Here is a 25,252-nt window from a genome sequence, read left to right on the forward strand (position 1 = left end):
TCGCGGCTCCGTCACAGCTACGTCGGGTAGCGAACCGGATACCCCCGGTCGCGGTGAAGGTGGTCCCCTGATTCCGCGCGGACGGCCTTGGCCGGCAGGGCGAGGTCACCACGGGTCCCGGACTGCGCCGGCCGGTGACCCCGCCGGCCGGACCGGCGGAGTCGCGGCCGGCCGAGGGCCGGCCGCGGCCCTGCCGGCGGTCTGCTCGTGGGCGGCGCGCTCCGCCGTCAGCGGGCGCTCGTCGTCTCGATGTCGACGATGTGGTCGTACCGCTCCACCAGCACGTAGAGCTTGATCTTCTGCGTCGTCTCCCCGCTGCCGAAGGTCAGGGTGACGATGACCTCGCGGCTGTGTCCCACGGCGCCGTTGTCGGTCACCTTCCACTGCGCCGGGACGTTCTGGGCGCGCAGGACGCCGTCCGCCCCGTTCTCCTCCTCCCAGGCCTCCAGCCGCAGGGCGAAGTCCGCCGTCAGGTAGTGCTTGCGCAGGGCCGTGGCCAGCGCGGCGTCCGGGTCCGCGTAGTCGCCCTTGGCGTCGATGTACGCGCCGTAGAAGTCGGCGACCCGGGTCACCACGTGGCCGGGCGTGCCGGTGACCGACTGCACCGCGGCGGTGGACGCCTTCGCGGGGGCGTGGGCGGCGGCCTGTGCCGACGCGGTCGGCTTGCCACTGATCCCGCTCGGGGTCTGGGCGGTGGCCTGGATGGTGGCGCCGAGCCCGAGTGCGGTGGCGAGTACGCCGGCGGTCAGGGCGGTGCGGGTCCTGATGTGCATGTCGGTTCTCCCTTTACGAGTGATCGAGCGGTGTGACGGTGCCGGGGTCGTCGGTGCCGGCCACGTGCCCGCCCCGTCTCGGCCGGGCCCTGCTGCGCCGCGCAGGACGTCACGTCCTTGGTGCAGCCGTGCTTTGGGCATGGGTGTCCCCCGTGAGTGCCGTGATTGCGGTGAGTGCATGAGCCGCAGCCGCCGCCCGGCCGTCCGGCCCTGGCGGGGTGCGATACGAAGAGCATCGACGGTCACCGGAGCGCGGTGCAATGACCCGCGCCCGTCTGGCGACGGTGGAACCATCCCGGCCCATCTGACGTGCAGGGATATGGGTGCCTGGGATGCAGGACCAACGGTCGGACGACGGGGGAGCGGTGTCGATGCGCGACGACGGCGAGGAGTTCGCGGCGCTGTTGCGCCGGCTGAAGGACCGCACGGACCGCAGCTACGCCTCTCTGGCCCGCCGCATCAACATGAACACCTCCACGTTGCACCGGTACTGCGCGGGCGAAGCGGTACCGCAGGACTTCGCACCCGTGGAGCGGCTCGCGGCATTCTGCGGGGCGGGACCGCAGGAGCGGCTCGAGTTGCACCGTCTGTGGCTGTCGGCGACGGCCGCTCGGCAGGACGGGCGTACCGCCGGGTCAGCGCAGGCGGCGGCACCGGCTCCGGACGGGGACGGGGACGGGGAGGGGGGCGGGGGCGGCGACGGGACGTGCGTCGAAGAGGGCAGCCCCGCGGAGCAGCCGGGGGACGGCCCGGCCCCGGACGAGCCCGCTCCCCGTCCTTGGCACCGCCGACGGGTCCTGGCGTCCCTCGCCGGCGCCTGCGTGCTGGTCGCCGCTGTGGGTACTACCGCCGCCCTGTCGGGCGGGCGCTCCTCCGAGGCGGACACCTCCCGCAGCGCGGGCTCGCGGACGACCGCCCCCGGCGCACCCCACCGCTCGGCGACGCCGGCCACCGCGTTCCCCTCCCCTTCCGGGAGCGCCGCGTCGCCCGGTCGCCATGGCAAGGCCCCCGCCCCGACCGCCACCGGCAGCGGTCCTGCCGCGGCCGGGCAGCAGAGCACCGGCCTGCCCCTCACCTGGACCGTCGACTCCCTGGTCTGGGACAAGGGCTGCGGACACGACTACGTCATCGCCAAGCCGTCCGCACAGGTGCCCGCGCCGCCGGTGGAGCAGGACGCCCGGGCGTGGGCGGCGACGCAGGGCGCGGTGGACGGGCGGCAGACGAGGGTGCAGATCTCGGTGCAGGGGCGCTCGGACACGGCCGTGGTACTCGAGGCGCTCCACGTCCGCATCGTCAGCCGCGGCGGCCCGGCCGCCGGGAGTGCGTACGCCATGGGCCAGGGGTGCGGGAGCGACCTCACCCCCCGCGCTTTCGCCGTGGACCTCGACGTCGACCGCCCCGTCACCCGCCCGAAGGACGGCGCCGACGCCGATCACGTCATCCCCGCCGCGCACTTCCCGTACCGCGTCTCCGCCGGGGACCCGGAGGTACTGCTGGTCGACGCGACGACACAGACCCACGACGCCCGCTGGTACCTGGAACTCGACTGGTCCTCCCAGGGCCGCACCGGCACGATCCGCATCGACGATCACGGCCGCCCGTTCCGCACCACCGGCATCACGGCCGTGCCGCACTACTGGTACGGCACCAACGACGCGGGGGAGCGTGCCTGGGTCCCCTCCAGCACCTGAGGATCTGTCCGGGCGATCACGACGCTATTGCCCTCGCCGCTGTGACGGATCACGCCGGCCTCGCACCAGACCGTGGCCTGGGACACTGCTTCATGACCTCGCCCCCGGACGCCGTCCTCGCTCACGCCGCTGCCGTCTTCGACCTCGATGCCAGGGTGCCCAAGCAGGTCTTCCGGGAGCTCGCGGACGAGGCAGTGTTCTTCGAGTTCGACGTGCTGCTCACCCCGGACGCATGGCCGGCGCTCGCCGCGCTGGCCACGCTGCACGGTGACCGGCAGGTCGACCTGCTCGTGGTCGCGGAGGCGTACGGCATCGCCGGACCGGCACTGTCGCTGTCCGTCGAGGCCACACCGGACGACTACTGGGCCGAGGTCGGGTTCGGCTCGGCCCGGGAAGCCCTGGAGTCGATCACCATCGCGGCGCAGACCGTCGCACTGACCGGTCCCTCCGGCCGTTGGGGCTGCTGGGGCGAAAGGGACCCGGAGGTCGCCCTCGTCCGGGGCTTCCCGGACGAGGCCACGCGGCACGATTGGCGTGTGCGATACGGGCCGTGCGCCGACGCCGTCGGCGCGTCGGCATCCTGGCTGCCGCTGGCTTTCCACAACCAGCGCGTCCCAGATGTCTACGCCGCCGAACTGGTTGCCAACTACGGTGCGCCACAGCTGAACCGCGACCCTTCTGTCTGAGACTGCGACTATCGCCGGTCTCGCCTCGTAGGCCGGGGCATGGGACGGGGCGATCTGCCGGATGCTGAGTGGGACGGCTGCGGCCGTGCCTGCCGGTCAGCAACAAGCTCGTGTTGTCCCGGCAGGCCGGCCCTGACGGGCGGAGGCGCTCACGACGCCGCCGGCCCCCTTCGAGACCCGCTCAGGTCCTCACAGGTCGCCCAGGGTGTGTCGTGGTGGAGAGCACGTCGCAGCCCATCCGTCGGACCGCGTCCAGGAGGGTCGAGCGGACCTGATCCTCGTCCGCGTGCGGGAAGGCGACCCGGATCCGGTGCCCGCGGGCCGTCTCGTAGGTGAGCCTCCAGCCGTGGGCTGTGGCGGCGAAATGGTCCTGCCGCCGATCTCCTCCGGCGTACCCGCCTCGATCGGCGGTCGGAGCGAGCGCCTCGCGCAAGATCTGCAAGCGCTCGGGGTACGGCAGTTCGCCGTCGGTCAGCTTGATGGAGACGTGCTGGAGATCGCGGAACGGCTCGAACCACGGTGCGGTGCCGTACGTGTTGTCGGAGAAGACCGTGGTCGTGAGCGGACCGCTCAGCCAGCGCACGAGGAACTCGACCGCACCCACCCCGTGGGCGTCGTAATGCCACCCGCGTGGGTTCCATACGACGACGGTCCAATCGTCCGGCTGCCCTTCGGTCACCCAGCAGAGGCGGTCGTCGTTGTCGGTTCCGGCCCACTCGAGCAGCCCGCCGGGCTCCGGGTAGTAGCGGTAGGGGTTCTCGTCCGGGTGCTGATCACGGAAGGCGCGCTCACCGTCGAGGAGCCGTCGGGCGGACCGGACCAGCAGGTCGCGGGTGCCGAACGGGGTCAGCGGGGTGATGAAGTCGACGAACTGACCCAGCCCGTAGCGCCCGATGAGCGCCTTGAAATCGGAGGGGAGCGCCAAATCGAGGGCGGCTTCGACCTGATGCCAGTCCCCGGTTGCGTCGACGGGGTCCGAGGGGGGCGGGACCAGGCGCACGAGGTCGTCGATCGGCGTCATGGCCGAGAGGCTATCGAGTGCCGGGAAGGTCGACTGCCAACGCGTGCCGAGCGGAGCGCAGCAGCCCGTCCGTCCCGGGCCGGAACAACACCCGCACCCGGCGAGAGCCACTACCCATCAGTGGCTAGCGAGAGCTAGCATGACTGCATGGCCAAGACACAGCTGAACGTCCGCCTGGACGAGGACACGGTGGAGGCGGCCCGCCAGGCGGCAGGCAACCGGCACATGTCCCTGCAGGAGTACATCGAGCACCTGGTGCGGTCCGACACCGATCCCATCCGGAACACCTTCCTCGCGTCCGCGACGAACGTGATCGAGGAGTTCGGGGACCTCATCGAGGAGCACGTGCGTGAACCTCGCGGTTGACCTCAGCTGGATCCTGAGCGTCGCGGCTCAGGCAGGGGAAGACGATCCGGCCCCGGACGACTTCGGGGTGCCCCTGTCGGCGGTGGAGCGGCACAAGGCCCAGCTGTTCGAGCGGGACGTCTACGACGGGCCGGTGGCGCGCGCGGCCGCGCTGGCGCACTCGCTCGGGCGGCTGCGATGGCTGGAGCGGTCCAACATGACGGTCGCCGTGGCGGTGACCGTGGCGTATCTGCAGGCCGCCGGCCGCCAGGTGAAACCGACCTGGGACGAGGTGCGGGCCCTGGTCGACGAGCTGCGCGACGAGGCGTGCACGGTACAGAGCATCGCGGCGGTGCTGCGCGCCTGGCCGGCTTGACGTAGCCCTGAGGAGGACCCCGGCCCGGGAGAAGGCCGGGGTCCTCTGTCTTTTGTCGTGGTGCAAAGCGACGTCCACGGGGGAGCCGTCGGGGCCGGAGCGTCTTCGGGAACCGGCAGCTCGTGAGGCGCGTCCGCCAGATGACGGGTCGGCGGTACCCTCTGTTTCCGGAGAAGGAGAGACATGGTCGTTCTGGTGCTGCTCGGCGTGCTGGCGCTCGTCGTCGGCGGGTGCGTATGCGTGGTGTGGGCGGAGCGCGGCGGGCCCCGCTGGGTCCGCGTCGTTTCGACCGTGACGCTTGCCGCGGGCGAGTTGCTCCGCCGATCGGAAAGGAGCCGGCGCCGGAGCATGAGCCAGGCAGGCGGCGACGACTAGGAATCCCCGGACGCGACGGCAGGGACTGCGGTCGTAGCACCGCCGGCCCGGACACGTGGAGCGACCAGCCTGTTCGGCCGTGTATGTCCCTTGGCGGGAAGTGACCCACGGAGGGCCATCGTCGGTGGCGGATGTCAGAATCCGTGGCGTGCCGGACGCCGACTACTTCTCTGCCGCCGATGATGAGTCCGCCGTCGCCGTGATCGAGGCCGGCGGCCCGTCGCGTGCCGGGATGGACGTGATCTTCCTCAAGGACATCGATCCGGTCGATGCCATCGCCCAGGTCGAGGCGGTGATGACCGGCTGCGGTCACCAATACGCGAGCCGGCGCCCGGGAGTGGGACAGTTGCTGTCCTCTGAGGACCTCGACAGTCCGTTCGTCCTGACCGTGTCGGACACGCTGTGCGATGCCCTGGTCTCCGCCTCCGGGGATGACGTCGTGGCCGCGGCCGAGGCTTGGTCCGGGGCCGGTGGAGTCGTCGGACTCGACGCGGCGACGGCAGCGGTGGTCCTGGAGGCCCTGGTCGGCCTGGCCAGGCGGGCTCGCGCCGCGGACCTGCGCCTCTACTGCTGGTGGACGCTGTGACAGCCCCCGGCGGACGTCTCCTGGGAGCGTGAGGACCTCTACGAGGTGGACCAGGTCGTCGACTTGCCCTCCCCCGTCGACCGGATCGGCGGTCACCTTGAAAGACTCACGGGCATGACCTCGACTGATCATGAAGTGCACCGGTTGTGGGACCGCATCGACGCCTGGTTCCAGGACCATCTCCACAAGACCTCCGCAAGACCGGCTGCGGACGAGGCGACTGCGCGCGGCCGAGGCGGAGCTCGCGGTGACACTTCCCGTTGACGTGTTCGCGTGGTGGACCCTGGACCGAGTCCGTGCCGACTACTGGATTCCCGGCGCGTTCGCACCGATGTGCTGGGACGAAGCTCTGAAGACGAGAGAGATCTTGTTGCTGGTCGCGGAACAGGAAGGGGGCCCATCGGACGTGAACGACGAGCCGGAAGAGCGTTTCCTGCCCTCGTTCCTGCCGATCGCGATGAGCCCCGGCGGTGACAATCTCATCGTCGACCTGCGGCCTGGCGATTCGTACGGCGCAGTGTTCCTGTGGGACCACGAGACCTGGGTCCTTGGAACGGAGCTGTGGAGTTCGGTGGCCGACATGCTCCGGGACGTCGCCGTTGCTCTCGAGTCGGGGACGCCGGCCCTGCTCCGGCACGCTTCACTCGGCGGGACCGTAGAAGCCTGCGTCGCCGCCGTGGACGACGCAGGCGATCTGGACTGGAATGCGGCAGAACGCCAGTAGCAGACGCCCCTGCCGAGGAACGTCCGTCATCCTTCCCGAGGCTATGGCGCGCCTGGCGCGGTGAGGACGCGGTGGCGAGGTCGCCGGGCCCCTGGCCGGCCGTTCGACGCGCTCTGCGGTCGGACGGGGCGCATCGTGGAAACCGCGGGTCCGTGGTCCGGGGTCCGTGGTTCCCGGATCCGGGGTGCGGCGATCGATGACCTCTGCGCTGGAGGTTGATCATGGCGAGCAGCTATGAACGCGGCCGAGTGGGACTGCTTCTCATCGACCTCGTCAACGAGAACTTCGCGAGGGACGGCAAGGCCTATGCCATCTACGCGCCGGAATACGAGAGGCTGGGCACGATCGACGCCCTGGCCAGACTCATCGACGGGGTGCGACGGCACAAGGACGTGCCCGTCTTCTACTCGACGACCGCGTTCACCGGCGAGGACTACTCGACGTGGAAGCACGTCTGCGGGGTGCACCGGGCGATGTTCGACCGCCGGATGTTCGAAGCCGGGACCTGGAACACCGACTTCTACGAGGATCTGGCGCCCCGGCCGGGTGACGTGGTCCTCGCCCCGCACAAGGGCCTCGACGTACTCCACCACACCGACCTCGATTTCCTGTTGCGCAAGCGCGGCGTCGAGTACCTGGCGATCGCCGGCGTCTCCGGGATCATGGCCGTGGAGTCGACGGCCCGCACCGCGATGGAGCGCGCCTTCCACGTCACGACGTTCACCGACGCGATCGCCGCTCCCGGTGGCCTGGTCACGTACCAGGCGATGATGCGCGGCCTGAACATGATCTCGCACAGTGTGGTCGGCGTCGACGAGTTCGTGTCCGCGCTCGACGCCCTGGGCCCCTGAGCCTTCCACCATCCGCGCGGTGAGGAGGGCAGCCAGGATGCAGCGGGCCCGTACGGCCTTCGCGGATGTCCGGGACCGGTTCGCGGCATCCGACCCCGGACTGATCCGGTTGGTGTCCGCGCTGAGTACGGTCTGCGCGGTGCTGCTGACGCTCGGCGTCCTCGCGGCCCTGCACGCCCCCGTTCCGGTCCTGGTGACGGGCGCCCTGACCGCGATCGTCAGCACCGTGGCGGTCACCGAGTCCCGGCCGCACGACCAGGCGCTGACCCTGGCGGCCGGAGTGCCCGTCACGCTGGCGACCATGGCGGTCGGCAGTGCGCTGACGCCGTACCGGATCGCGGCCGACGTGGTGTTCGTGCTGTTGATCTTCTCCGCCATCTACATCCGGCGGCTGGGCCGGCGCGCGACCACGTTGGGCATCTTCGCCTTCCAGCTCTTCTTCGTGACCCAGTTCGCGGAAACCCGCGTGGAGCAGCTGCCGCAGCTGTCCCTGGCCGTTCTGGTGGCGTTCGGCAGCTGCGCCCTGGTCCGGTTCGTCGTCCTGCGCACGCCGCTGGAGCGTACGCGGGCACGGCTGCTGCGGTCCTTCCGGCTGCGTCTGGTGCTGGTGCTCGACGCGCTGATCGAGGTGGCCGAGGCAGGACCGCCGGCTCCACGGGCCGAGCGGACGGTCGACGATCTGCGCCGGTACGTGGCCCGCCTGCACTCGGCCGCGTTGATGATCCAGACCCGGCTCGGAACCGGAACGCCCGACGAGCGCACCGCCGGCGCGATCCAGCGACGCGTCGCGGAAGCGGAGACGGCCGTGGAACGGCTGTCCGTCCTCGTGCTGCGGGTCCTGTGGCCCGCTGCCGGCGTCGACAGCCTCACCCCCCATCTGACGAAGGTCCGGCGTTCCGGACCGCCCGACGACCCCCGCGACGCGATGACGCTACCCGTACTGGTCTCGGAGCTGCGCGCACTGCGCACGGTGATCGGCCCGGACCGGCTCCGGCCGGCGGGCACCGATCCTGAGACGCGCGACCGGCTGCTCGGCTACCGCGACGACGAGGACCTGCCCGAGGCGTCCCCGGCGATGCTGGACGTCTTCCGCTCCGCCGGGGACTTCGCCGGCGCCCTCTTCGGCCTGCGCCAGGCACTCGACAGAGACACCCCGACATCGCAGGGCACCCCCGAGGCCGCACTCTCGCGGGAGGAACCGACGGCTCCGACGGCTGAGCACCCCGGCCCGCCGGAGGACAGTGCGCCCCTGCGGGACGGCCCCCGTATCCGGCCCACCACGAGGACGGCGCTGCAGGTCGCGACCGGGTCGGCACTGGCCGTCGTCGGTGGTGAACTGCTGTCGCCGCAACGCTGGTACTGGGCGGTGTTCACGTGCTGGGTGGTCTTCATCAGCACCACCTCCACCGGCGAGGTCCTGGTCAGGGGCTACCGGCGGCTGGTCGGCACGGTGGTGGGCGTCGTCGCCGGTCTCGCGCTCGCCGCCCTGATCGGCGACGACCCTGTGCTGGCCTTCACCTTCGCGATCCTCAGCGTGTTCGGCATGTACTACACCACCGCGGTGTCCTACACGCTGATGTCCTTCTTCGTCACCACCATGATCGGCATGCTGTACTCGCTGCTCCACGCCCTCACCCCGGGTGTGCTGATCGTGCGGATCGAGGAGACCGCACTCGGGATCGCCTGCGGGCTGGCCGCCGCTCTGCTCGTACTGCCCGTGCGGACCGGGGAACGCACGGACCAGTTGCTGCGTGACGCACTGGAGCGCCTGCGCGCGGTGCTCTCCCAGTCGCTGGCGCGGCTGAGCGGCGAGCCGGGCCGGGATCTCCTCGGTCAGGCCCGTGCGCTGGATTCGGCTGTGGACAGCCTGCGCCTGTCGGTGCAGCCGCTGATCACCCCACTCAGCCCGTTGCGTGCCCGGCGGCGCGACGCGATCCGCGTGCTGGGGCTGCTGGAGACGGTGGCCCTTCACACGCGCAGCCTGGCCGTCACGGTGGAAGCGATGCCGGCGAGCGTGCGCATCGGCACCGATCCCGGCCTCGTGCACGAGGCCGGCCGGATCGACCGCAACCTGGCGACCCTGATCGGCCAGGTCGCCGCCCGAGGCGAGGACGAGACCTCCCTCGAGCGCGGTCGCGGCGTTCCCACCGAGCTCGCGGTGGGTTCCTGCGGGGCGCGTGCCGTGGACGTCCACATGACGCGCCGTGTGCTCCGGCACCTGCGACTGGTGGACGTGAGCATCCAGAACCTCGGTCGGACCCTTGACCTGCCCGTCCGCGAGATCGACTGACGTGGGCGCCGCGGTGGCCGTCCGGTGGGGCGGGCCGCAGCACGCTGCTGCCGGCACTCAACGTCAACACCTGAAGGGACTGTATAGTCCAACTTGCCGTGGTTTCCATTGGGAGATGGCAGCATTCTGGACTATATAGTCCAGTGTGTCTTGTTCACATACTCGGCGTGACGACCATTGGAGAGGTGAAGCGATGAGCAGCGAAGAGCACGTTCCGGCGACTGAGCAGCTGATCGACAACATCGAACTGGGCCGCTTCGAGCTCAGCCGTGATGACGACCTGGCCGGCTGGCTCTACTACACCCGCCTGAAGCCCAACCGGTACGCGCTCCGGCACACCGAGGTCGAGGCGAGTCATCAGCACCAGGGTGTGGGGGGCGCGCTGGTGCGGCGGGTGTTCGACGAGGTTCGCGCCCGCGGAGGCACGATCACCGCGATCTGCCCCTTCGTGGTCGGCTACCTCTCGCGGACGACCGCCCATGCCGATCTGGTCGACGCCCGCCACCCGGGCTACTCCGATCGTGCCACTGCCGAGGCGGCGCTGACAGCGGCCGGCGGTTGAGACGATCAGGCCAGGTGAAACGGCGCGCGGCCGGCCGACACCGATGAGCGCACACTGGTAAGAAGCGGGGTGCGCCCGACGCCAACCTCTGGCCGCATGTGCGAGCCGGCTGACCGCACCGACGTGACGTCCTGTGAGGGCGGCCGTCGCAACCGGTGAACGGACGGACCGGGAAAGCCGGCGCGCAATAGATGGTGCCTTCGGGCGGACCCGAGGGCGGATCAGGCCCAGTCAAAGGGATCGACGAGGGGAAAGACCGATGAAGGCAGTGGTTGGGGAGACCGTCGTGGCCGAGGCCGCGAGTGAGGCGGTCATCCGCATCGAGGGAAACGTCTACTTCCCTCCGGACTCGGTTGCGGTCGGCGCGCTCCGCGAGAGCCCGACCCCCTACACCTGCCCGTGGAAGGGGCGGGCGCAGTATCACGACGTCGTGGCCGGTGAGACCGAGGTTCGGGACGGGGCCTGGTCCTACCCGGACATCAAGGAGTCGGCGGTCAGCCGTGTCGGTCGCGACTTCAGCGGTTACGTCGCCTTCGACGCACGCCAGGTCCGGATCGAGGTCTGAGACGGTCACCGATCGCACCCGGCAGCACAGATGAAGGTCGAAACGCATGAAGATCGGCCACGCCGTGGTCCACAACGGAAAGTGTGACAATGACGTTCGATTTCGAGGCCGAGGCGTCCGCCCGTGAAGAGAACAACGCCGCGCTCATCGCTGCGTTCGACGAGGCAAGCCCGGGCGAGGCGGAGTCCCGCTGGGTGCTCGACGTCCTCAACGACGCGGAGCACGGCCGTTGGATCGCCGCGCTCGGCGATGTGGGGATCGCCGAGCTCTCGTACCGGTTCGTGGGCGGCCGCGTCGTGCTGTTGACGACCTGGGTCGACCCTGCCTACCGCAAGAACCGGGTGGCCACGGAGCTCATCTCTCGTGTGCTGGACGAGATCCGCGAGAGCGGGAAGAAGATCACCGTCATCTGCCCGGTGGTGGGTGAGTTCATCGACCGCAACCGTGAGTACGCCGACCTCATCGACGAGGTCCATCCCGGCGCCGGCGCGTACCCCGGGCACCAGCCCGTGAAAGACCGTCACGAACGCGAGATCACCGCGATCGAGCACGACTTGGCGTAGTTCTCCGGCATCCCGGACAGGGGTCACTCTGCACGAGACCGGGCGTGAGGTGGCGCCGTACTCACCGAGAGATCAGTCCGAGTGCCGGGAAAGGATCCCCACGAGTGCCGAGAGTGCCTGAGGCCACGCGGCGTCCGTGGGCACCCCGTATCCCACGACGAGGGCATCGGCCAGGGCATTCGGGGACCTCTCGTGCCGGTATAGCGACAGACCGGTCACCGCGACGCCCTGCCGGGCAGCCTCCTGAAGGACCCGCTGCTCGGCTCCGGGTGGCAGACCCAGCACGGTGTGCAGCCCGGCCGCCGCTCCCATGACGCGCACCGTTGGGGCATGCTGAGCCAAGGCCGTCACGAGAGTCTCCCGTCGATCGCGGTAGCGCCGGCGGACAGCGCGTACGTGACGGTCGTAGGCGCCGGAGGTGAGGAATTCCGCCATCGTCAGCTGGCTGAGTACCTCGCACGAGTCGATCTGCCCCTTGGCCGCCACGGCTTCCTCGGCGAGTGCGGGAGGCATCGCCATCCACCCCAGCCGCAGGCCGGGAGCCAGGGTCTTGCCGGCGGCGCCCAGGTAGACCACGCAGTCGGGGTCGAGTCCCTGGAGCGCGCCGACGGACTGGCGGTCGAACCGGAACTCACCGTCGTCGTCGTTCTCCAGGACCAGCCCGCCGGTCCGTTCGGCCCAGTCCACGACGGCTGCCCGGCGATCGCCCCGCAGCGCCGTGCCGACAGGGAACGGGTGTGCCGGGGTGAGCAGGACCGCGTCCGTGCCCGCCGGCGGTACCGGGTTCGTCCCGTGGGCATCGAAGGGAAGCGGCCGGGTCTCCAGCCCTGCCGCCGCGAGCAGGTCCCAGTACCGGGGCAGGCCGTAGGACTCGACGCCGACGTCCGACGCCCCACGCCCGGTCATCACTCGGCTCAGGATCCGCAGGCCGTGAGAGACGCCGGCGCAGATCAGTATGTGCTCCGGACTCACGAACACCCCGCGGGTCCGTGCGAGATGCTCCGCGAGTGCGGCCCGTAGTTCCGGCCGGCCGCGGGGGTCGCCGTAGCCGAGCGCGTCGTCGGGGGCCGCGGCCAAGGCGCGGCGTGCGGCCTTCAGCCACGCCGTGCGGGGAAAGGCGGCGAGGTCGGGGTTACCCGGGATCAGGTCGTGACGAGGGCCGTCGGACGGATCGACGGCCGGGCGCGCCACGATCGGCCGGGTGACCATCCTGTCGGCAACCACCGTGCCCGAGCCCCTGCGGGCGGTGAGCCATCCCTCCGCGACGAGGTCGGCATAGGCGTCGGCCACCGGGTTGCGGGCGAGTCCGAGGTCGCCCGCGAGCCGGCGGGAGGAGGGCAGCCGCGTTCCTGGTGCCAGGCGGCCGGTGCGGACAGCTTCGCGTACGCCTTCGACCACCGAACGGCGCACACCTCGTCCCGCTCGTATCGCACCAGGGGCGATACCCGAAGCAGCCCAGAACACCGACATGGGCGAGTGCAGTGCTTGCGAACCGCGGTGGTCGTCACGGGCCGGCATCACGATCGGGCAGAGCCAGCGATAGGTGCGGTCGTGCCGACAAGCCCAACTGACATGGTTTCGGGTTCCCTTCGGGGATGCGCGGGATGGGCTCTCCGTCGCCCCGTGGAGCACCACGCGACGTCGATGTGCGAGCGGGAAGCCCTACCGGATCGCGGGTGCGCCTGTCTTATGTGCGTCGATCCGTCGTGCCGTCTTGCCGACATCACGCTGTCGCGGTTGTTCCTCGCGGCCCTCACGCCTGTGGATCAGCGTGGCAAGACGTCGAGCGGGACGGCGCGAGGAACAGGGGAGGCCGCGTTGGTAAGGCGGCGCCGCTGAGCGCCGCTAATCACACGCAGCGGGGCACTGTTGTGCCTCCTCCCTGACACGTGTCGCCTGCTGCGCCGTGTGACCGGGTGCGCCGGCCTGCCCCTGCTCGGGGTCGGCCCCTTGGGCGGAGTCCCAGCCCGGACAGCCTGGAACCTCCTGGTGATCCAGAACGATGGAAAGGTACTGCTCGATGCACGACGTGGCACCGGTGACCCACCTCGCCCGCCGGGGCAGATCGCTCAGGCCGGCATTCCCCTCCGCGGTGGTCTCCCTGGTGGCCTCGTTCGCCGCGTCGGCCGCACCGATCCCCCTGTTCAACACCTACCGGGCCGAGGACGGGTTCACCAACGCCGGCGTCTCGCTGGCCGTGGTTTCGTACTCCTTCGGCACGATCGCCGCACTGCTGACCCTGGGCCGGCTGTCCAACCATCTGGGTCGACGGCCCACCGCGATCGCCAGCCTGGGCATGCTCCTGCTGGGTTGTCTGCTGCTGCTGAAGGTGCACGACATCGGCGCCCTGATGGCCGGTCGGCTGTTGATGGGCGTGGGCGCGGGCTTGGCCAGCAGCAGCCTCACCTCCTACATCGTCGACACCGCACCGGCCAGGCCGGAATGGTTGGCCTCCGTCGCCTCCAGCCAGGGGCCCATGCTCGGCCTCACGCTCGGCGCCGTCACCTCCGGCGCCCTGGTCCAGTTCGGCCCCTGGCCCCGCGACCTCGTCTACCTGGTGTGCGCCGGTCTCCTCGTACTGTCCGCCGCACTCCTCGTCATCAGCCCGGAAACCGCGAAGCCGACGCCGGGCGCTTGGCGATCACTGATACCCCGCGTCCGCGTACCTGCCCGGGTCAGGCACCTGCTCCCGGTCGCCGCCGCGCTGTACCTGGCCACGTGGGCGACCGGGGCGTTCTACCAGGCCTTCATGCCCGCGCTGGTCGCAGACCGACTCCGGACCCACAGCCCACTCGTCCTCGGGCTGGTGTTCGCCGCCTACATGGCCCCCAGCGTTCTCGGCGCCCCCATCGGCGGCCGGTTCACCTCCGCGGCGGCCCAGCGCATCGGCATGACGATCTTCCTGGCCGGATGGATCGGCATCATGACGGCGATCACCATCGGCGGTCTGGCGTTGTTCATCACGGCGACCGTCGTCGCAGGCGGCGGTCAGGGCATCGCGATCAGTGCCGCCACCCGCGGCTTGCTGCACGACAGCACCCTGGCCGACCGGGCGCCGATCTTCAGCGCGATCTACCTCCTCTGCTACAGCGGCGCCGCCTTCCCCAGTCTCATCTCCGGCCAACTGTCGAAGGCTGTCGCGCTACCGGACATCGCCCTCGGATACGGCGCACTCGCTCTCGTCGCCACCGTGTTCACCGTCCTCGCTGCACGCAACCCGCGCACCGGCACGACCCCGGCCACCGCACACATGGTGTGATGACCTGCGGGCCCACCGTCACCGCGGAGCGGCTGCCCCGGACGGGCGAGGGCGGCCCAGCGGGGTGCGTTACCGCGGGAGGACGACTTCGTCCAATTTCGTGAGCGCTCGGTCGCCGCACGCGACCATCACCTGCACGGAAGTTACATCTCCCGACCAGGGCATGCGAGGACTATTTGGTCCTGAAAAGTGGTCGATCTGAGGTACGTTTGAGGAAGGCAGTTCCCCGCGGACAGCCACGCAAGCGTCACAAGGATCTCCAAGGCGGTAGGCACCATGCATGCAGGCGTCGAGTTCTCCGTGCTCGGCCCGGTCCGGCTCCACAAAGAGGGCGTCGAGGCCGCAGCCGGCCAGCCGAGGCAGTGCGCCGTGCTCGCTTCGCTGCTGCTCAGGGCGGGCAAGCCCGTGAGCCTTTCGAGGCTGGTGGAGGACGTGTGGGGCGACGACGCCCCACCGTCGGCCGTGGGCTCCGTGCGCACCTACGTCTACCGGCTCAGGCAGGCCCTGGGGGAGAAGAGCGACAGCTCCGTGAGCCGGGTCGACGGGGGCTACCTGCTGCGCATACCACCGGACGCCCTGGACCTGAACAGGTTCAAGGAGACGATGGCGAAGGCGAGGGAGGCCCGCCGCACCGGCGACCTGGAGGTCGCGGCGAGCCTGCTGGCGAAGGGCCTCGAGATGTGGAAGGGAGCGGCCCTCGCGGGGGTCCCGGGGCCGTTCGCGGACCAGCAACGCGGCGTCCTCGGCGAGCTGCGCCTCGCCTGTGCGGAGGAGCAGCTCGCGTGCGAGGTGGAGAGAGGGCGCTACACCGAGGCAACCGCAGAACTGTCCGCCCTGCTGGCGGAGCACCCGCTTCGGGAGCGCGTGTGCGGCCTCCTCATGACCGCGCTCTACGGTGCCGGACGGCAGTCCGAGGCCTTGACGATCTACCACACGACCAGCCACCTGCTGCGTCAGCGCCTCGGCGTCAGCCCGTCGACGGAACTGCAGCAGGTCCACGAACGCATCCTCTCCGGGCGGTTCCAGCTCCCACAGAGCACCGAGCGCCCGAAGGACACGACACGGACGCCTCGGCCCCACGTCCCGGCTCAGCTCCCGGCTGCCCTGCCGATCCTCGTCGGTCGCGGCAGCGAGCAGGCACAGGTCGAACGCCTGGCCGCCGAGGCGGAGGCGTCGTCCTCCGTGGCCATCTGCACGGTCGGCGGGCTGGCCGGGGTGGGGAAGACGGCATTCGCCATCACCGTCGCCCACCGGCTGGCCGACCGCTTCCCCGACGGCCAGCTCTTCGCGGACCTGCACGGAGTCGGACCGGAGCCGGAGCCGAGGGACCCGGCGCACGTGCTCGAGGACTTCCTGCAGGCCTTGGGGGTCCGCCTCGAGGACATGCCCGAGACCGCGCAGGCACGGGGTCTGATGTTCCGCGGCCTGCTGGCCAAGCGGCGCGTGCTCGTCGTGCTCGACAACGCGTCGAGCACGGAGCAGCTGAAGCATCTCCTCCCCGGCAGCGCCGGCTCCATGGCCCTGGTCACCAGCCGCATGCAACTGCACGCGCTCGTCGCCGCCTACCAGGCACTTCCCCTCACACTCATGCCCCTGAGCCTGAGCGACGCACGCACCCTCCTCGCGCACCGGCTCGGTGCGGCGAGGACGGCAGCCGAACCGGAGGCCGTCGACCGCATCATCCGCCTGGCCGGGCAGCTCCCCCTGGCCCTGGCCAACGTCGCCGCCCGCGCGGCGTATCGTCCGCAGCTGCGTCTGGCGGGCCTGGCCGACGAGTACGAGGTGCCGGAACACAGCACTCTCGACGCCTTCGCGAGCGAGGAGGACCGGGCGCTCGACGTCCGCGAGTCCATCACCCGCTCGTACCGCCTCCTCGACACGGAGACGGCCGCGCTCTTTCGCGACCTGAGCGCCTGTCCGGACCCCATGTTCGCGGCATCGCAGGTGGCGGACCTGGCCGGACGGCCCGAGGGCCGCGTCCGCCAGGTCTTGTCGCGCCTCACCCGATCGCACCTCGTCTCGGAGATCGGCCCCGGTCGGTACAGCTGGAACCGGCTGGTGGCCGCATACGCGGTGGAGCAGGCGGGGCAATGGTTCCTGGACCAGGGCAATCCGGCCCGGTTGTAGGGCGAGCAGGGCCGCGACGGCCGGGGTCGAGGACCTGCCTCCCGGGAGACCATGCCGGATAGACGCCGAGTCGACACCCGGCCGCTTGGATGGTCGTCACCCGCCGCGCCGTCGAGGAGTCGGCACCGAGATGCTGCGGGACTCCGACGGCATGGAGGCCGTGATGACTTCACCAGGTGACTTCCCGTCCTACGAAGACCTGGCCGAATCCAACCCCCTGCGCTCCCAGGAGGAGTACGACGAGGACGAGCTGGGAGAGGACGTCCTGGACCAGGGCTATTCACCGGCCGACGCGCCCCTCGCCGTCAACGACTGGGGCGTCACCGCGAGGGAGGGCGCCACCCACGAGGACCTCGCCCATCGGCTCAGGCGCGAGCTGCCGGACGTCAGCGCACCGGAGGAGGGCGACGGATTGGGCGACACGATCGGCACGGACGGAGAGCTCATCGACGACCAGGTCGGCGACGAGCGGGCGGGACGCCTCGTCGGCTGGGACACGGACGTTCTCGCCGCCGGATACGACGGCGACGACTACTGGGCGCGGGACGTGGGCATCGACAACGGCGCCGCCTCCGCCGAGGAGGCGGCCGTCCACGTGGTGCCCGACACCCGGGAAGGCTCCTGAGGGACCGCGGGCACCGGCCGGGCCGGGAAGCCTCGACGGAACGGCACCCCCGGCCGCGCGTGGGTCGCTCACCGGAATGCGAGGGAACCCCGGAACTCCCGGAGATGCGGGCCCGGCAAGAGAGAAAACAGCGACTTCGCGTAGACGGCCGGTAGATGGTCTCGTGCTGGGATTGTTCACACGAGATAACCTGGGGACTGAGAACCATGCGCTGTGCAGATGTTGGAAAAACGTGCCGCCCGGCCCTGAATGGACAGGCCGGAACCAGCGGACGTGCCCCGGCAGCAGCACCCGCCGTGAGCCGGGGGCAACTGGACCCGGAGTCCGCCGCCTGGGTCGATGCACTCGAGGGCGGCCGCGGGCCCCAGTACGAGCTGGCCTGTACGCGGCTCCACGAACTGCTCGTGCGGATCGCCCTGGACGAAGTGTTCCGCCGGGGTCCTCGTTACCGAATCACCGGGCCCGAGCTGAACGATCTCGCCCACCAGGCGGCAGCCGACGCGCTCATGAGGATTACGAAGAAGATTCGGCAATTCCGAGGCGATGCCAGGTTCACGACGTGGGCGTTCCGATTCGTCGTACTCGAGGTTTCCAACGCGCTGGGCCGCCAATTCTGGCGTGTTTCACATACCGGGTTCGACGTCGACGAATTGGCGCAAGTGCCCGACCGCTCCGGTAGCGACCCTGCCAGCCACTGGCAGGCGCGGGAGCTGGTCGAAGCCGCGCGCCGCGCGGTCGAGACGGCACTGACCGCCCGCCAGCGTCAGGTCTTCACCGCCGTCGTCAACGGGGTCCCCCTGGAGACACTGGCCGGCGAGCTGGAGACGAACCGCAACGCGCTCTACAAGACGATGTTCGACGCCCGCAAGAAACTGCGGGCCCAGCTGATAGCCGGCGGGCATCTGAACGCCGCGGGCTGAGGCGGCGGCGACGGCGGCCCGCTGACCAGGGGCCCGGACGGGCGTGGCACACCGACCCGCTCACCAGAGCCCGGTCGCCACAACCCCCACACCTACGAGGAAGAGGCATGTCGATGAAAGCCATTGTGGTCACCGACCAGGCCGCGGGAACGGCCGGGATGACGCTGACGGAGCGGCCCGAGCCGATCGCGGCGATCAACGACGTCATCGTCCGGATCCACGCGTCGGGCTTCGTTCCCACGGAGATGGAATGGCCGTCCACCTGGGCCGATCGCGCCGGCCGTGACAAGACACCGTCGATCCCCGGGCACGAGCTGGCAGGAGTGGTCACCGCCCTCGGCTACGGCACGACGGGGCTCACGGTCGGGCAGCGGGTGTTCGGCCTCGCCGACTGGCACCGCGACGGCACCCTTGCGGAGTACGTGGCGATCGAGGCGCGCAACCTCGCACCGCTGCCAGGCGACGTCGACTTCACGGTGGGCGCGTCCCTGCCGATCTCAGGGCTGACCGCTTGGCAGGGCCTGTTCCAGCACGGCCGCCTCCAGGCCGGCCAGACCGTCCTCGCCCATGGCGCGGCCGGCGCGGTCGGGACGATGGTGACCCAGCTCGCCCGTGAGGCCGGCGCCTACGTCGTCGGTACCGGACGTGCCGCCGACCGGGAGAAGGCGCTCGACTTCGGTGCGCACGAGTTCGTCGACCTCGAGAACGACTCGCTGAAGGACGTGGGCGGCGTCGACCTGGTCCTCGATGTCATCGGCGGCGACGTGCAGAAGCAGTCCGCCGCCCTCATCAAGGCCGGAGGAACACTGGTCTCCGTCGTCGGCCCGGTGGAAGCACGGCCCATCGACGGTCTGGCCGTGGACTTCGTCGTCGAAGCCGATCGCGCCGCGCTCGGTGAGATCGTGCAGCGAGTACGGGACGGACGGCTGCGGACCAACATCGGTGACGTCGCGAGCCTCGACGATGCCGTCGGTGCCCTCAACCCGAGCACGCGCCGCCTCGGGAAGACCGTCATCCGCGTCCTCCCGTAGGCAGTGGTCGGTCACCGCCCGACCCGGCAGGTCGTGGTCCTGGTCCGCGCCGCGGCGATCGGCCACCGACCGGCGCAAGGATCCGAACCGACACACGCCGGACACCCGAACCGGCAGAGGAGTTGATCATCTTGGACGGACAGGAAGTGCAGAAGATCGCCCGCGACTGCACCGCGGAACTCCCCGGCACCGACCAGGAGTTTCGTTTCGGCCCCGACTGGGAGCTCCACAAGGTGGGCGGCAAGGTCTTCATGCTCATGACCGACATGCCCGGACGCCCCGTCGTGATCCTGAAGGCCGATCCGGACGAGGCGACAGCCCTGCGAGAGCAGTACGCGGGCATCACCGCGGGCTACCACATGAACAAGAGGCACTGGATCACCGTCGAAGGCGGGGACGCCGTCGACGACAAGCTGGTGAAGGAACTCGTGACCGACTCCTACCGGCTGGTGGTCGGCGGGCTTCCCAAGTCCAGGCAACCCGTGGACCCCCACACCTACAACCGGCAGGCCTGACCCTCGGCCTGCCAACCTGCGACGCAGCGTCGCAGGAGTATTGGAGCCTCCCATGCGCGTTTTCGTCACCGGAGCCAGCGGCACCGTCGGCTCGGTCGTCGTTCCCGAACTCATCGCCGCAGGTCACGAGGTGCTCGGTCTCGTCCGCTCCGATGCCGCGGCCACGGCCGTCGCTGCCGTCGGCGGGACGCCGCTCCGCGGCGACCTCACCGACCTCGAAAGCCTCCGCGCCGGCGCCACGCAGGCCGACGGCGTCATCAACCTGGCCTTCAGCAACGACTGGAGCAACATCGAGCCGGGCATCGAGGAGGAAGCACGCGCCGTCAAGACCCTCGCCGCCGCACTCGCGGGCAGTGGCAAGCCGTTCGTGCACGCCGGCCTCACGCCGATGCAGCCGGGCCACATCTCCACCGAGGACGACCCCGACACCACCCACGGTCCGGTCGGCGGCCGCGGCCGCACCTCCCAGGAGGTGCTGGCCCTGGCCGCCCAGGACATCCGGTCCTCCGTCGTGCGACTGCCGCGCTCCGTACACCAGCACGGGACGACGTACGGCTTCTGCTCGGCGCTCATCGCCGCCGCGCAGGAAACGGGCGTGTCCGCGTACGTCGGCGACGGCACGCAGCGATGGCCGGCGGTCAACCTGCTCGACGCCGCCCCGCTGTTCCGCAGCGCTCTTGAGGACGCCGCGCCGGGCACGGTCCTGCACGCGGTGGCCGACGAGGGCGACACCATGAGGTCGCTGGCCGAGGCCATCGGCGGCGTCCTGGCGGTGCCGGTCGAATCGGTGCCGGCGGAGCGCTTCGGCCTCATCGGGCAGGTGTTCGCCCTCGACATGGCGTCGTCGAGTGCCTTGACCCGGGCCAGGTTCGGCTGGAAGCCCACCCACCCGAGCCTGATCGACGACCTCGCTGCCGGCGACTACCCCGCACTGGGCTGAGGGTCGGGCCCCGGGTGGCCCGGACGCGGGGGAGTCGCAAGGCGCTGTCCGAGGGTTGCAGCGTCTCCCATCTAAAAAGTGGACTAAAAAGTCCACGTGGGTGGTCGATCGCAGTGGAGGCATCCCTGGCTCCATGTGGCGTGAACGTCGCTCGCCCCGGCTGATCGGTCAGTTCGCGAAACGGCTGTAATGTGGCGATGAGCTGCATGTTCTTGTCCGGGTGCGACGTCGACCCGCGTGCAGTCGGCAGGGTCTGCCCGACCCGTCGGGAGGGGGTTTGGCGCCGTAATTATTGGTCTGTATAGTCCTTCTTAGGGCAGTGTCCCGGGTGAAGGCGATCCGGAACACGAGGACGACAGCGTCATCCCTCACACGTCAGGTCGCCAGGCGCCCGGCACAATCCGGCCACGTCGCGGCCGGTGCAGGAGAGGCCCCGCGACGGAGCGGGGGAAGCCCTCCGAGCCCGACGTGGACCCGCCAACGACTACTCACACCCCGACCGGAGGTCGGTTCGCCGTGTCACGACTGAAAGCTCCCGCACCAGAGGACGTCCCTGCCGGCGCGCAGCGGATACTCGACAACGTCGGTGCGCAACTCGGCTTCGTCCCGAACATGTTCCAAGCCATCGCGTCGAACCCGACCGTTCTCGAGGGCGTCACGACCCTGCAAGGCACCTTGAGCCGGGTTCTGGACGCGAAGACCCGGCACAGCATCGCGCTCGCCGTGTCCCAGGCCAACGGCTGCGACTACTGCCTGGCGATTCACAGCCACGTCGCGACCGCGTTCGGCGGCATGTCGGGCGCCGACATCGAGCTCGGCCGCAGCGGCAGCTCGGTCGATCCCCGGCGCGCGGCAGCCGCTCGCTTCGCGCAGCGGGTGGTCGACAGCCGCGGGCGTGTCAGCGATGCCGAGCTCGAGGAGGTGCGAGGCGCCGGGTACACCGACTCCCAGGTCCTGGCGATCGTCGCTGTGGCGGTGCAATTCCTGCTCACGAACTTCATCAACAACGTCAACCAGACCGACCTCGACATCCCCACCGTCGACTCGGTCGGCACAGCCGTGGCCCCGTGAGCACGCGCGCCCGGAGCGGACGACGCCCGACACGGCCGGCGGGGGCGCGATTCACCCCGCCCACCCGGTCGGCAGATCCCTCACCGACTCGACGATGATTCAGGAAGGCTCGACATGGCGGGCTCCGAACTCTACGAGAACTTCATGGCGTTGCACACCCGCGACGGTGGTCTCGTCATGCCGAACGCCTGGGACGGCCTCTCGGCGCTGATGCTGGCCGACGCCGGCTTCGAGGCGATCGCCACATCGTCGGCGGCACTCGCCTTCTCACTCGGCCGCCTCGACGGTCGTCACGAAGTCACCCGCGACGAGCACCTCGAGCATGCGCGGCTGCTCGGCCGGCTCACGCGACTGCCCGTCAACGGGGACTTCGAGGACGGTTACGGCGACTCGCCCGAAGACGTCGCCGCCACCGTTGAGGCCGCCGTGGCGTCCGGACTGGCCGGAATCGGGATCGAGGACACCTCGGGCCGTCCCGAACAGCCCATCCGTGACTTCGACGAAGCGGTCAGTCGCGTACGCAGCGCTGTCGTCGCGGCCAAGAGGCGGATCGTCGTCACCGGCCGCACCGACAACTTCATCCAGGGCCGGCCCGACCTCGACGACACCATCCGGCGGTTGACCGCCTTCGCCGAGGCCGGCGCCGATGTGCTCTACGCCCCGTACCCGCCCGACCTCGATGCACTCGTCGCGATCGTCACCGCGGTCGCGCCGACACCGGTCAACGTCCTCGTGTCACCGTCGGACACGGTGCTGACCGTCCCCGAGCTGCAGATGGCCGGGGTGAAGCGCATCAGCCTGGGACCGGCGCTCTACGCCCACGCCATGGGGGCACTCGAACAGGCCACCAAGGCACTGGTCGCCGGCGACCTCGCCTCGGCCACGACAGGCATGAGCTTCGACCGCATCCAGGAACTGCTCTCCGGCACCACGAACTAGCCCACATCCCACGGTCACCGGCTCCTCGCCCACGATCACCAGAAGAAGGAACGTCGCAATGGATCTCGACAAGCTCATGAGCAAGCACCTCACCAGGTACTTCGACCCCAGCAAGACCATCCCGGAGGAGACGCTCCAGCAACTTCTGAGGTTCCTGCGCTCGACGCCGTCGTCGACGAATGTGCAGCCCAACCACTTCTACGTCCTCGCGACGCCCGAAGGAAAGGAGCGGCTGGCGGCCAACCTGGGAGAACGGTTCCAGGACAACGGCGAGAAGATCCTGAACGCCTCACACACCGTCATCCTCACCACCAGGGCTGATCTTCCCGAAAGCCACCTCGAGGCGGTGTTCGCCAAGGAGCGGGGCGACGGACGGTTCCCCGACCCGGCGAAGCAGGCGCTGTGGGAGTCGATGACCCGCGACTTCCTCAACCTGCGCAACTACGGCTACAAGGACCTGAACCACTGGATGGAGAAGCAGACCTACCTGGCGATGGGTCTGACCATGATGGCGGCCGCCGAGCTCGGCGTCGAGGCCATGCCGCTCGAAGGGTTCGACCCGACCAGTGTCGACAAGGCCTTCAAGATCCGCGAGACCGGGCACACCACGACCGTGCTGATGGCCCTCGGCTACCCCGATCCGGCGAAGGTGTACACCAGCCCGGTCTCCCGGTTCGACCACGACCAGCTGTTCACCTTCGTCTGATCATCCCCGGCCACCGGACCTGCCGTGGCCGACGTGCGAAGACCCGCGGACACCTCGGTCCTTCATGCCGGCCCGCCCCGGACCACCGGGCCGCCGACCGGGGCCGCCGGTCATGACGACCCGCCCGTGACCGGGCGGGCCGTGACATGCCGCGCAGTGGTCGGCTCCATCCACACAGTCAATGCGAAAGGGAGGGCCCTCATGTCGGGAGCCACCGAAAGTTTCGATCTCGTCGTCCTCGGCGGCGGCAGCGCGGGCTACGCCGCTGCTCTTCGCGGTGCCCAGCTCGGCCTGCGCACGGCGATGGTCGAGAGACACAAGCTGGGCGGCACCTGCCTGCACAACGGGTGCATCCCCACCAAGGCCCTCCTGCACGCGGGCGAGATCGCCGACCAGGCCCGCGACGCGGAGTCGTTCGGGGTGAAGGTCTCTTACGCGGGCATCGACATGGCGGCCGTGCAGCGCTTCAAGGACGAGACGGTCGACGGCCTCTGCCGGGGCCTGACAGGATTGGTGAAGGCGCGCGACATCACCTACATCGAGGGCGAGGGCCGCCTGTCCTCGCCTACCTCCGTCGACGTCAACGGCCGGCGCATCGAGGGCCGCCACATCGTGCTGGCGACCGGGTCCGTACCGAAGTCCCTGCCGGGGCTGGAGATCGACGGCAACCGGATCATCTCCTCGGATCACGCCCTCGTCCTGGACCGTGTGCCGAAGTCGGCGATCATCCTGGGCGGCGGTGTCATCGGTGTCGAGTTCGCCTCCGCCTGGAAGTCGTTCGGAGCCGACGTCACGGTCGTCGAGGGGCTCGGACACCTCGTGCCGCTCGAGGACGAGAACTCCTCGGACCTCCTCGAGCGCGCGTTCCGCGAGCGCGGCATCAAGTTCAACCTGGGCACCTTCTTCTCGAAGGCCGAGTACACCGACGACGGGGTCAAGGTCACCCTCGCCGACGGCAAGGAGTTCGAGGCGGAGATCCTCCTCGTGGCGGTCGGCCGCGGCCCGGTCTCCCGTGGCCTGGGCTACGAGGAGCAGGGCGTCGCCATGGAACGGGGTCATGTCCTGGTCGACGAGTACATGCGGACGAACGTCCCGACCATATCCGCCGTCGGCGACCTGGTCCCCACGCTCCAGCTCGCACACGTCGGCTTCGCCGAGGGCATCCTGGTGGCGGAGCGTCTGGCCGGCCTGAACGTCGTTCCGATCGACTACGACGGTGTGCCGCGGGTGACCTACTGCCACCCTGAGGTCGCTTCCGTGGGCCTCACCGAAGCCAGGGCCAAGGAGGTCTACGGCGCGGACAAGGTCGTTTCGACGAAGGTCCCGCTCGGCAGGAACGGCAAGAGCCGGATCCTGAGGACCGCGGGTGAGATCAAGCTCGTCCAGGTCGAGGACGGAGCCGTGGTCGGCGTCCACATGGTCGGCGACCGCATGGGCGAGCAGGTCGGCGAGGCACAGCTGATCTACAACTGGGAGGCGCTGCCGGCCGAGGTCGCCCACCTCATCCACGCCCACCCGACGCAGAACCAGGCGCTCGGCGAGGCCCACCTTGCCCTGGCAGGGAAGCCCCTCTTCACGCACGACTGAAGCAGGACGGGGCGTAACAGGTCCTGGGACCCCGCCGGCCCGGTGGACAGCGTCGTCGTCAGCAAGGCCACCGTCACAGGCAGGCAGACCATTCCCGGCTGCCGTGGACAACAGATACCGCGAG

Annotated in this window: 26 protein-coding genes; 23 read left to right on the plus strand and 3 right to left on the minus strand. The window is 70.0% G+C overall.

Translation table 11 applies throughout. From position 1 onward, the window contains the following. Window positions 1-227 precede the first annotated feature (227 nt). A complete protein-coding gene (locus ACZ7MY_RS27655) occupies window positions 228-773 on the minus strand; it encodes a hypothetical protein (RefSeq protein WP_499605827.1) in 546 nt (181 codons plus the stop codon). A gap of 332 nt (window positions 774-1,105) precedes the next feature. Between ACZ7MY_RS27655 and ACZ7MY_RS27660 the strand changes: the two genes are divergently transcribed. Both ACZ7MY_RS27660 and ACZ7MY_RS27665 read left to right on the plus strand, forming a co-directional pair. Further along, window positions 1,106-2,464 carry a helix-turn-helix domain-containing protein gene (locus tag ACZ7MY_RS27660; RefSeq protein ID WP_499605828.1) on the plus strand — a complete coding sequence of 453 codons (1,359 nt, stop codon included), beginning with the start codon at window positions 1,106-1,108 and terminating at the stop codon, window positions 2,462-2,464. Window positions 2,465-2,556: 92 nt separating this feature from the next. Further along, window positions 2,557-3,150 carry a hypothetical protein gene (locus ACZ7MY_RS27665; protein ID WP_499605830.1) on the plus strand — a complete coding sequence of 198 codons (594 nt, stop codon included), beginning with the start codon at window positions 2,557-2,559 and terminating at the stop codon, window positions 3,148-3,150. A gap of 181 nt (window positions 3,151-3,331) precedes the next feature. Here ACZ7MY_RS27665 and ACZ7MY_RS27670 read toward each other — a convergent pair whose 3' ends face one another. Beyond that, window positions 3,332-4,171: an SMI1/KNR4 family protein gene (locus ACZ7MY_RS27670; RefSeq protein WP_499605831.1), complete on the minus strand. Its 840-nt coding sequence runs from the start codon at window positions 4,169-4,171 to the stop codon at window positions 3,332-3,334. A 147-nt stretch (window positions 4,172-4,318) separates the two neighbouring features. Between ACZ7MY_RS27670 and ACZ7MY_RS27675 the strand changes: the two genes are divergently transcribed. The 10 genes from ACZ7MY_RS27675 to ACZ7MY_RS27720 all read left to right on the plus strand — a co-directional run bounded on the left by ACZ7MY_RS27675 (window position 4,319) and on the right by ACZ7MY_RS27720 (window position 11,408). After that, entirely contained in the window at window positions 4,319-4,537 is a 219-nt protein-coding gene (locus tag ACZ7MY_RS27675; RefSeq protein WP_499605833.1) for a hypothetical protein, read from the plus strand. After that, entirely contained in the window at window positions 4,521-4,892 is a 372-nt protein-coding gene (locus tag ACZ7MY_RS27680) for a fic family toxin-antitoxin system, toxin component (RefSeq protein ID WP_499605835.1), read from the plus strand. The genes ACZ7MY_RS27675 and ACZ7MY_RS27680 overlap by 17 nt, the downstream gene beginning before the upstream one ends. Before the next feature lie 183 nt (window positions 4,893-5,075). Continuing rightward, window positions 5,076-5,267 carry a hypothetical protein gene (locus ACZ7MY_RS27685; protein WP_499605836.1) on the plus strand — a complete coding sequence of 64 codons (192 nt, stop codon included), beginning with the start codon at window positions 5,076-5,078 and terminating at the stop codon, window positions 5,265-5,267. Between the two features lie 148 nt (window positions 5,268-5,415). Beyond that, window positions 5,416-5,853, plus strand: a complete 438-nt coding sequence (locus ACZ7MY_RS27690; protein ID WP_499605838.1) for a hypothetical protein — start codon at window positions 5,416-5,418, stop codon at window positions 5,851-5,853. 130 nt (window positions 5,854-5,983) lie between these two features. Continuing rightward, a complete protein-coding gene (locus ACZ7MY_RS27695) occupies window positions 5,984-6,577 on the plus strand; it encodes an SMI1/KNR4 family protein (protein ID WP_499605839.1) in 594 nt (197 codons plus the stop codon). A 221-nt stretch (window positions 6,578-6,798) separates the two neighbouring features. After that, complete coding sequence (locus tag ACZ7MY_RS27700; RefSeq protein ID WP_499605840.1) at window positions 6,799-7,428, plus strand: cysteine hydrolase family protein; 630 nt, start codon at window positions 6,799-6,801, stop codon at window positions 7,426-7,428. Window positions 7,429-7,447: 19 nt separating this feature from the next. After that, the gene (locus ACZ7MY_RS27705; RefSeq protein ID WP_499605842.1) at window positions 7,448-9,718 is read left to right on the plus strand and encodes an FUSC family protein; all 2,271 of its coding nucleotides are present in this window, start codon (window positions 7,448-7,450) and stop codon (window positions 9,716-9,718) included. A gap of 193 nt (window positions 9,719-9,911) precedes the next feature. Beyond that, window positions 9,912-10,280 carry a GNAT family N-acetyltransferase gene (locus ACZ7MY_RS27710; RefSeq protein WP_499605844.1) on the plus strand — a complete coding sequence of 123 codons (369 nt, stop codon included), beginning with the start codon at window positions 9,912-9,914 and terminating at the stop codon, window positions 10,278-10,280. A 259-nt stretch (window positions 10,281-10,539) separates the two neighbouring features. Then, the gene (locus ACZ7MY_RS27715; protein ID WP_499605845.1) at window positions 10,540-10,845 is read left to right on the plus strand and encodes a DUF427 domain-containing protein; all 306 of its coding nucleotides are present in this window, start codon (window positions 10,540-10,542) and stop codon (window positions 10,843-10,845) included. A gap of 89 nt (window positions 10,846-10,934) precedes the next feature. Then, entirely contained in the window at window positions 10,935-11,408 is a 474-nt protein-coding gene (locus ACZ7MY_RS27720) for a GNAT family N-acetyltransferase (RefSeq protein WP_499605846.1), read from the plus strand. A gap of 72 nt (window positions 11,409-11,480) precedes the next feature. Here the strand turns inward: ACZ7MY_RS27720 and pdxR are convergent, their stop codons facing one another. Then, complete coding sequence (pdxR, locus tag ACZ7MY_RS27725; protein WP_499605848.1) at window positions 11,481-12,878, minus strand: MocR-like pyridoxine biosynthesis transcription factor PdxR; 1,398 nt, start codon at window positions 12,876-12,878, stop codon at window positions 11,481-11,483. Window positions 12,879-13,428: 550 nt separating this feature from the next. On the opposite strand from pdxR, the gene ACZ7MY_RS27730 reads away from it, so the two are divergent. From ACZ7MY_RS27730 to lpdA, 11 genes are all read left to right on the plus strand, one after another. Further along, window positions 13,429-14,667, plus strand: a complete 1,239-nt coding sequence (locus ACZ7MY_RS27730; RefSeq protein WP_499605850.1) for an MFS transporter — start codon at window positions 13,429-13,431, stop codon at window positions 14,665-14,667. 276 nt (window positions 14,668-14,943) lie between these two features. Beyond that, window positions 14,944-16,794: an AfsR/SARP family transcriptional regulator gene (locus tag ACZ7MY_RS27735; RefSeq protein WP_499605852.1), complete on the plus strand. Its 1,851-nt coding sequence runs from the start codon at window positions 14,944-14,946 to the stop codon at window positions 16,792-16,794. 130 nt (window positions 16,795-16,924) lie between these two features. Beyond that, the gene (locus tag ACZ7MY_RS27740; RefSeq protein ID WP_499605854.1) at window positions 16,925-17,419 is read left to right on the plus strand and encodes a DUF5709 domain-containing protein; all 495 of its coding nucleotides are present in this window, start codon (window positions 16,925-16,927) and stop codon (window positions 17,417-17,419) included. A gap of 296 nt (window positions 17,420-17,715) precedes the next feature. Then, a complete protein-coding gene (locus ACZ7MY_RS27745) occupies window positions 17,716-18,339 on the plus strand; it encodes an RNA polymerase sigma factor (protein WP_499605856.1) in 624 nt (207 codons plus the stop codon). A 113-nt stretch (window positions 18,340-18,452) separates the two neighbouring features. Beyond that, the gene (locus tag ACZ7MY_RS27750; protein ID WP_499606027.1) at window positions 18,453-19,370 is read left to right on the plus strand and encodes an NADP-dependent oxidoreductase; all 918 of its coding nucleotides are present in this window, start codon (window positions 18,453-18,455) and stop codon (window positions 19,368-19,370) included. 131 nt (window positions 19,371-19,501) lie between these two features. Next, window positions 19,502-19,885, plus strand: coding sequence for an MmcQ/YjbR family DNA-binding protein (locus ACZ7MY_RS27755; RefSeq protein ID WP_499605858.1), 384 nt, complete (start codon window positions 19,502-19,504; stop codon window positions 19,883-19,885). Between the two features lie 52 nt (window positions 19,886-19,937). Further along, a complete protein-coding gene (locus tag ACZ7MY_RS27760; protein ID WP_499605860.1) occupies window positions 19,938-20,825 on the plus strand; it encodes an SDR family oxidoreductase in 888 nt (295 codons plus the stop codon). Between the two features lie 516 nt (window positions 20,826-21,341). Then, window positions 21,342-21,896, plus strand: coding sequence for a carboxymuconolactone decarboxylase family protein (locus tag ACZ7MY_RS27765; RefSeq protein WP_499605862.1), 555 nt, complete (start codon window positions 21,342-21,344; stop codon window positions 21,894-21,896). Window positions 21,897-22,010: 114 nt separating this feature from the next. After that, window positions 22,011-22,835 (plus strand): isocitrate lyase/PEP mutase family protein, encoded by an 825-nt coding sequence (locus ACZ7MY_RS27770; protein WP_499605864.1) that lies wholly within the window; start codon window positions 22,011-22,013, stop codon window positions 22,833-22,835. Window positions 22,836-22,893: 58 nt separating this feature from the next. Further along, the gene (locus tag ACZ7MY_RS27775) at window positions 22,894-23,541 is read left to right on the plus strand and encodes a nitroreductase family protein (RefSeq protein WP_499605866.1); all 648 of its coding nucleotides are present in this window, start codon (window positions 22,894-22,896) and stop codon (window positions 23,539-23,541) included. A gap of 201 nt (window positions 23,542-23,742) precedes the next feature. Then, window positions 23,743-25,128, plus strand: coding sequence for a dihydrolipoyl dehydrogenase (gene lpdA / locus ACZ7MY_RS27780; RefSeq protein WP_499605868.1), 1,386 nt, complete (start codon window positions 23,743-23,745; stop codon window positions 25,126-25,128). Window positions 25,129-25,252: the final 124 nt, after the last annotated feature.

Source organism: Streptomyces sp. NPDC111520 (assembly GCF_055635295.1).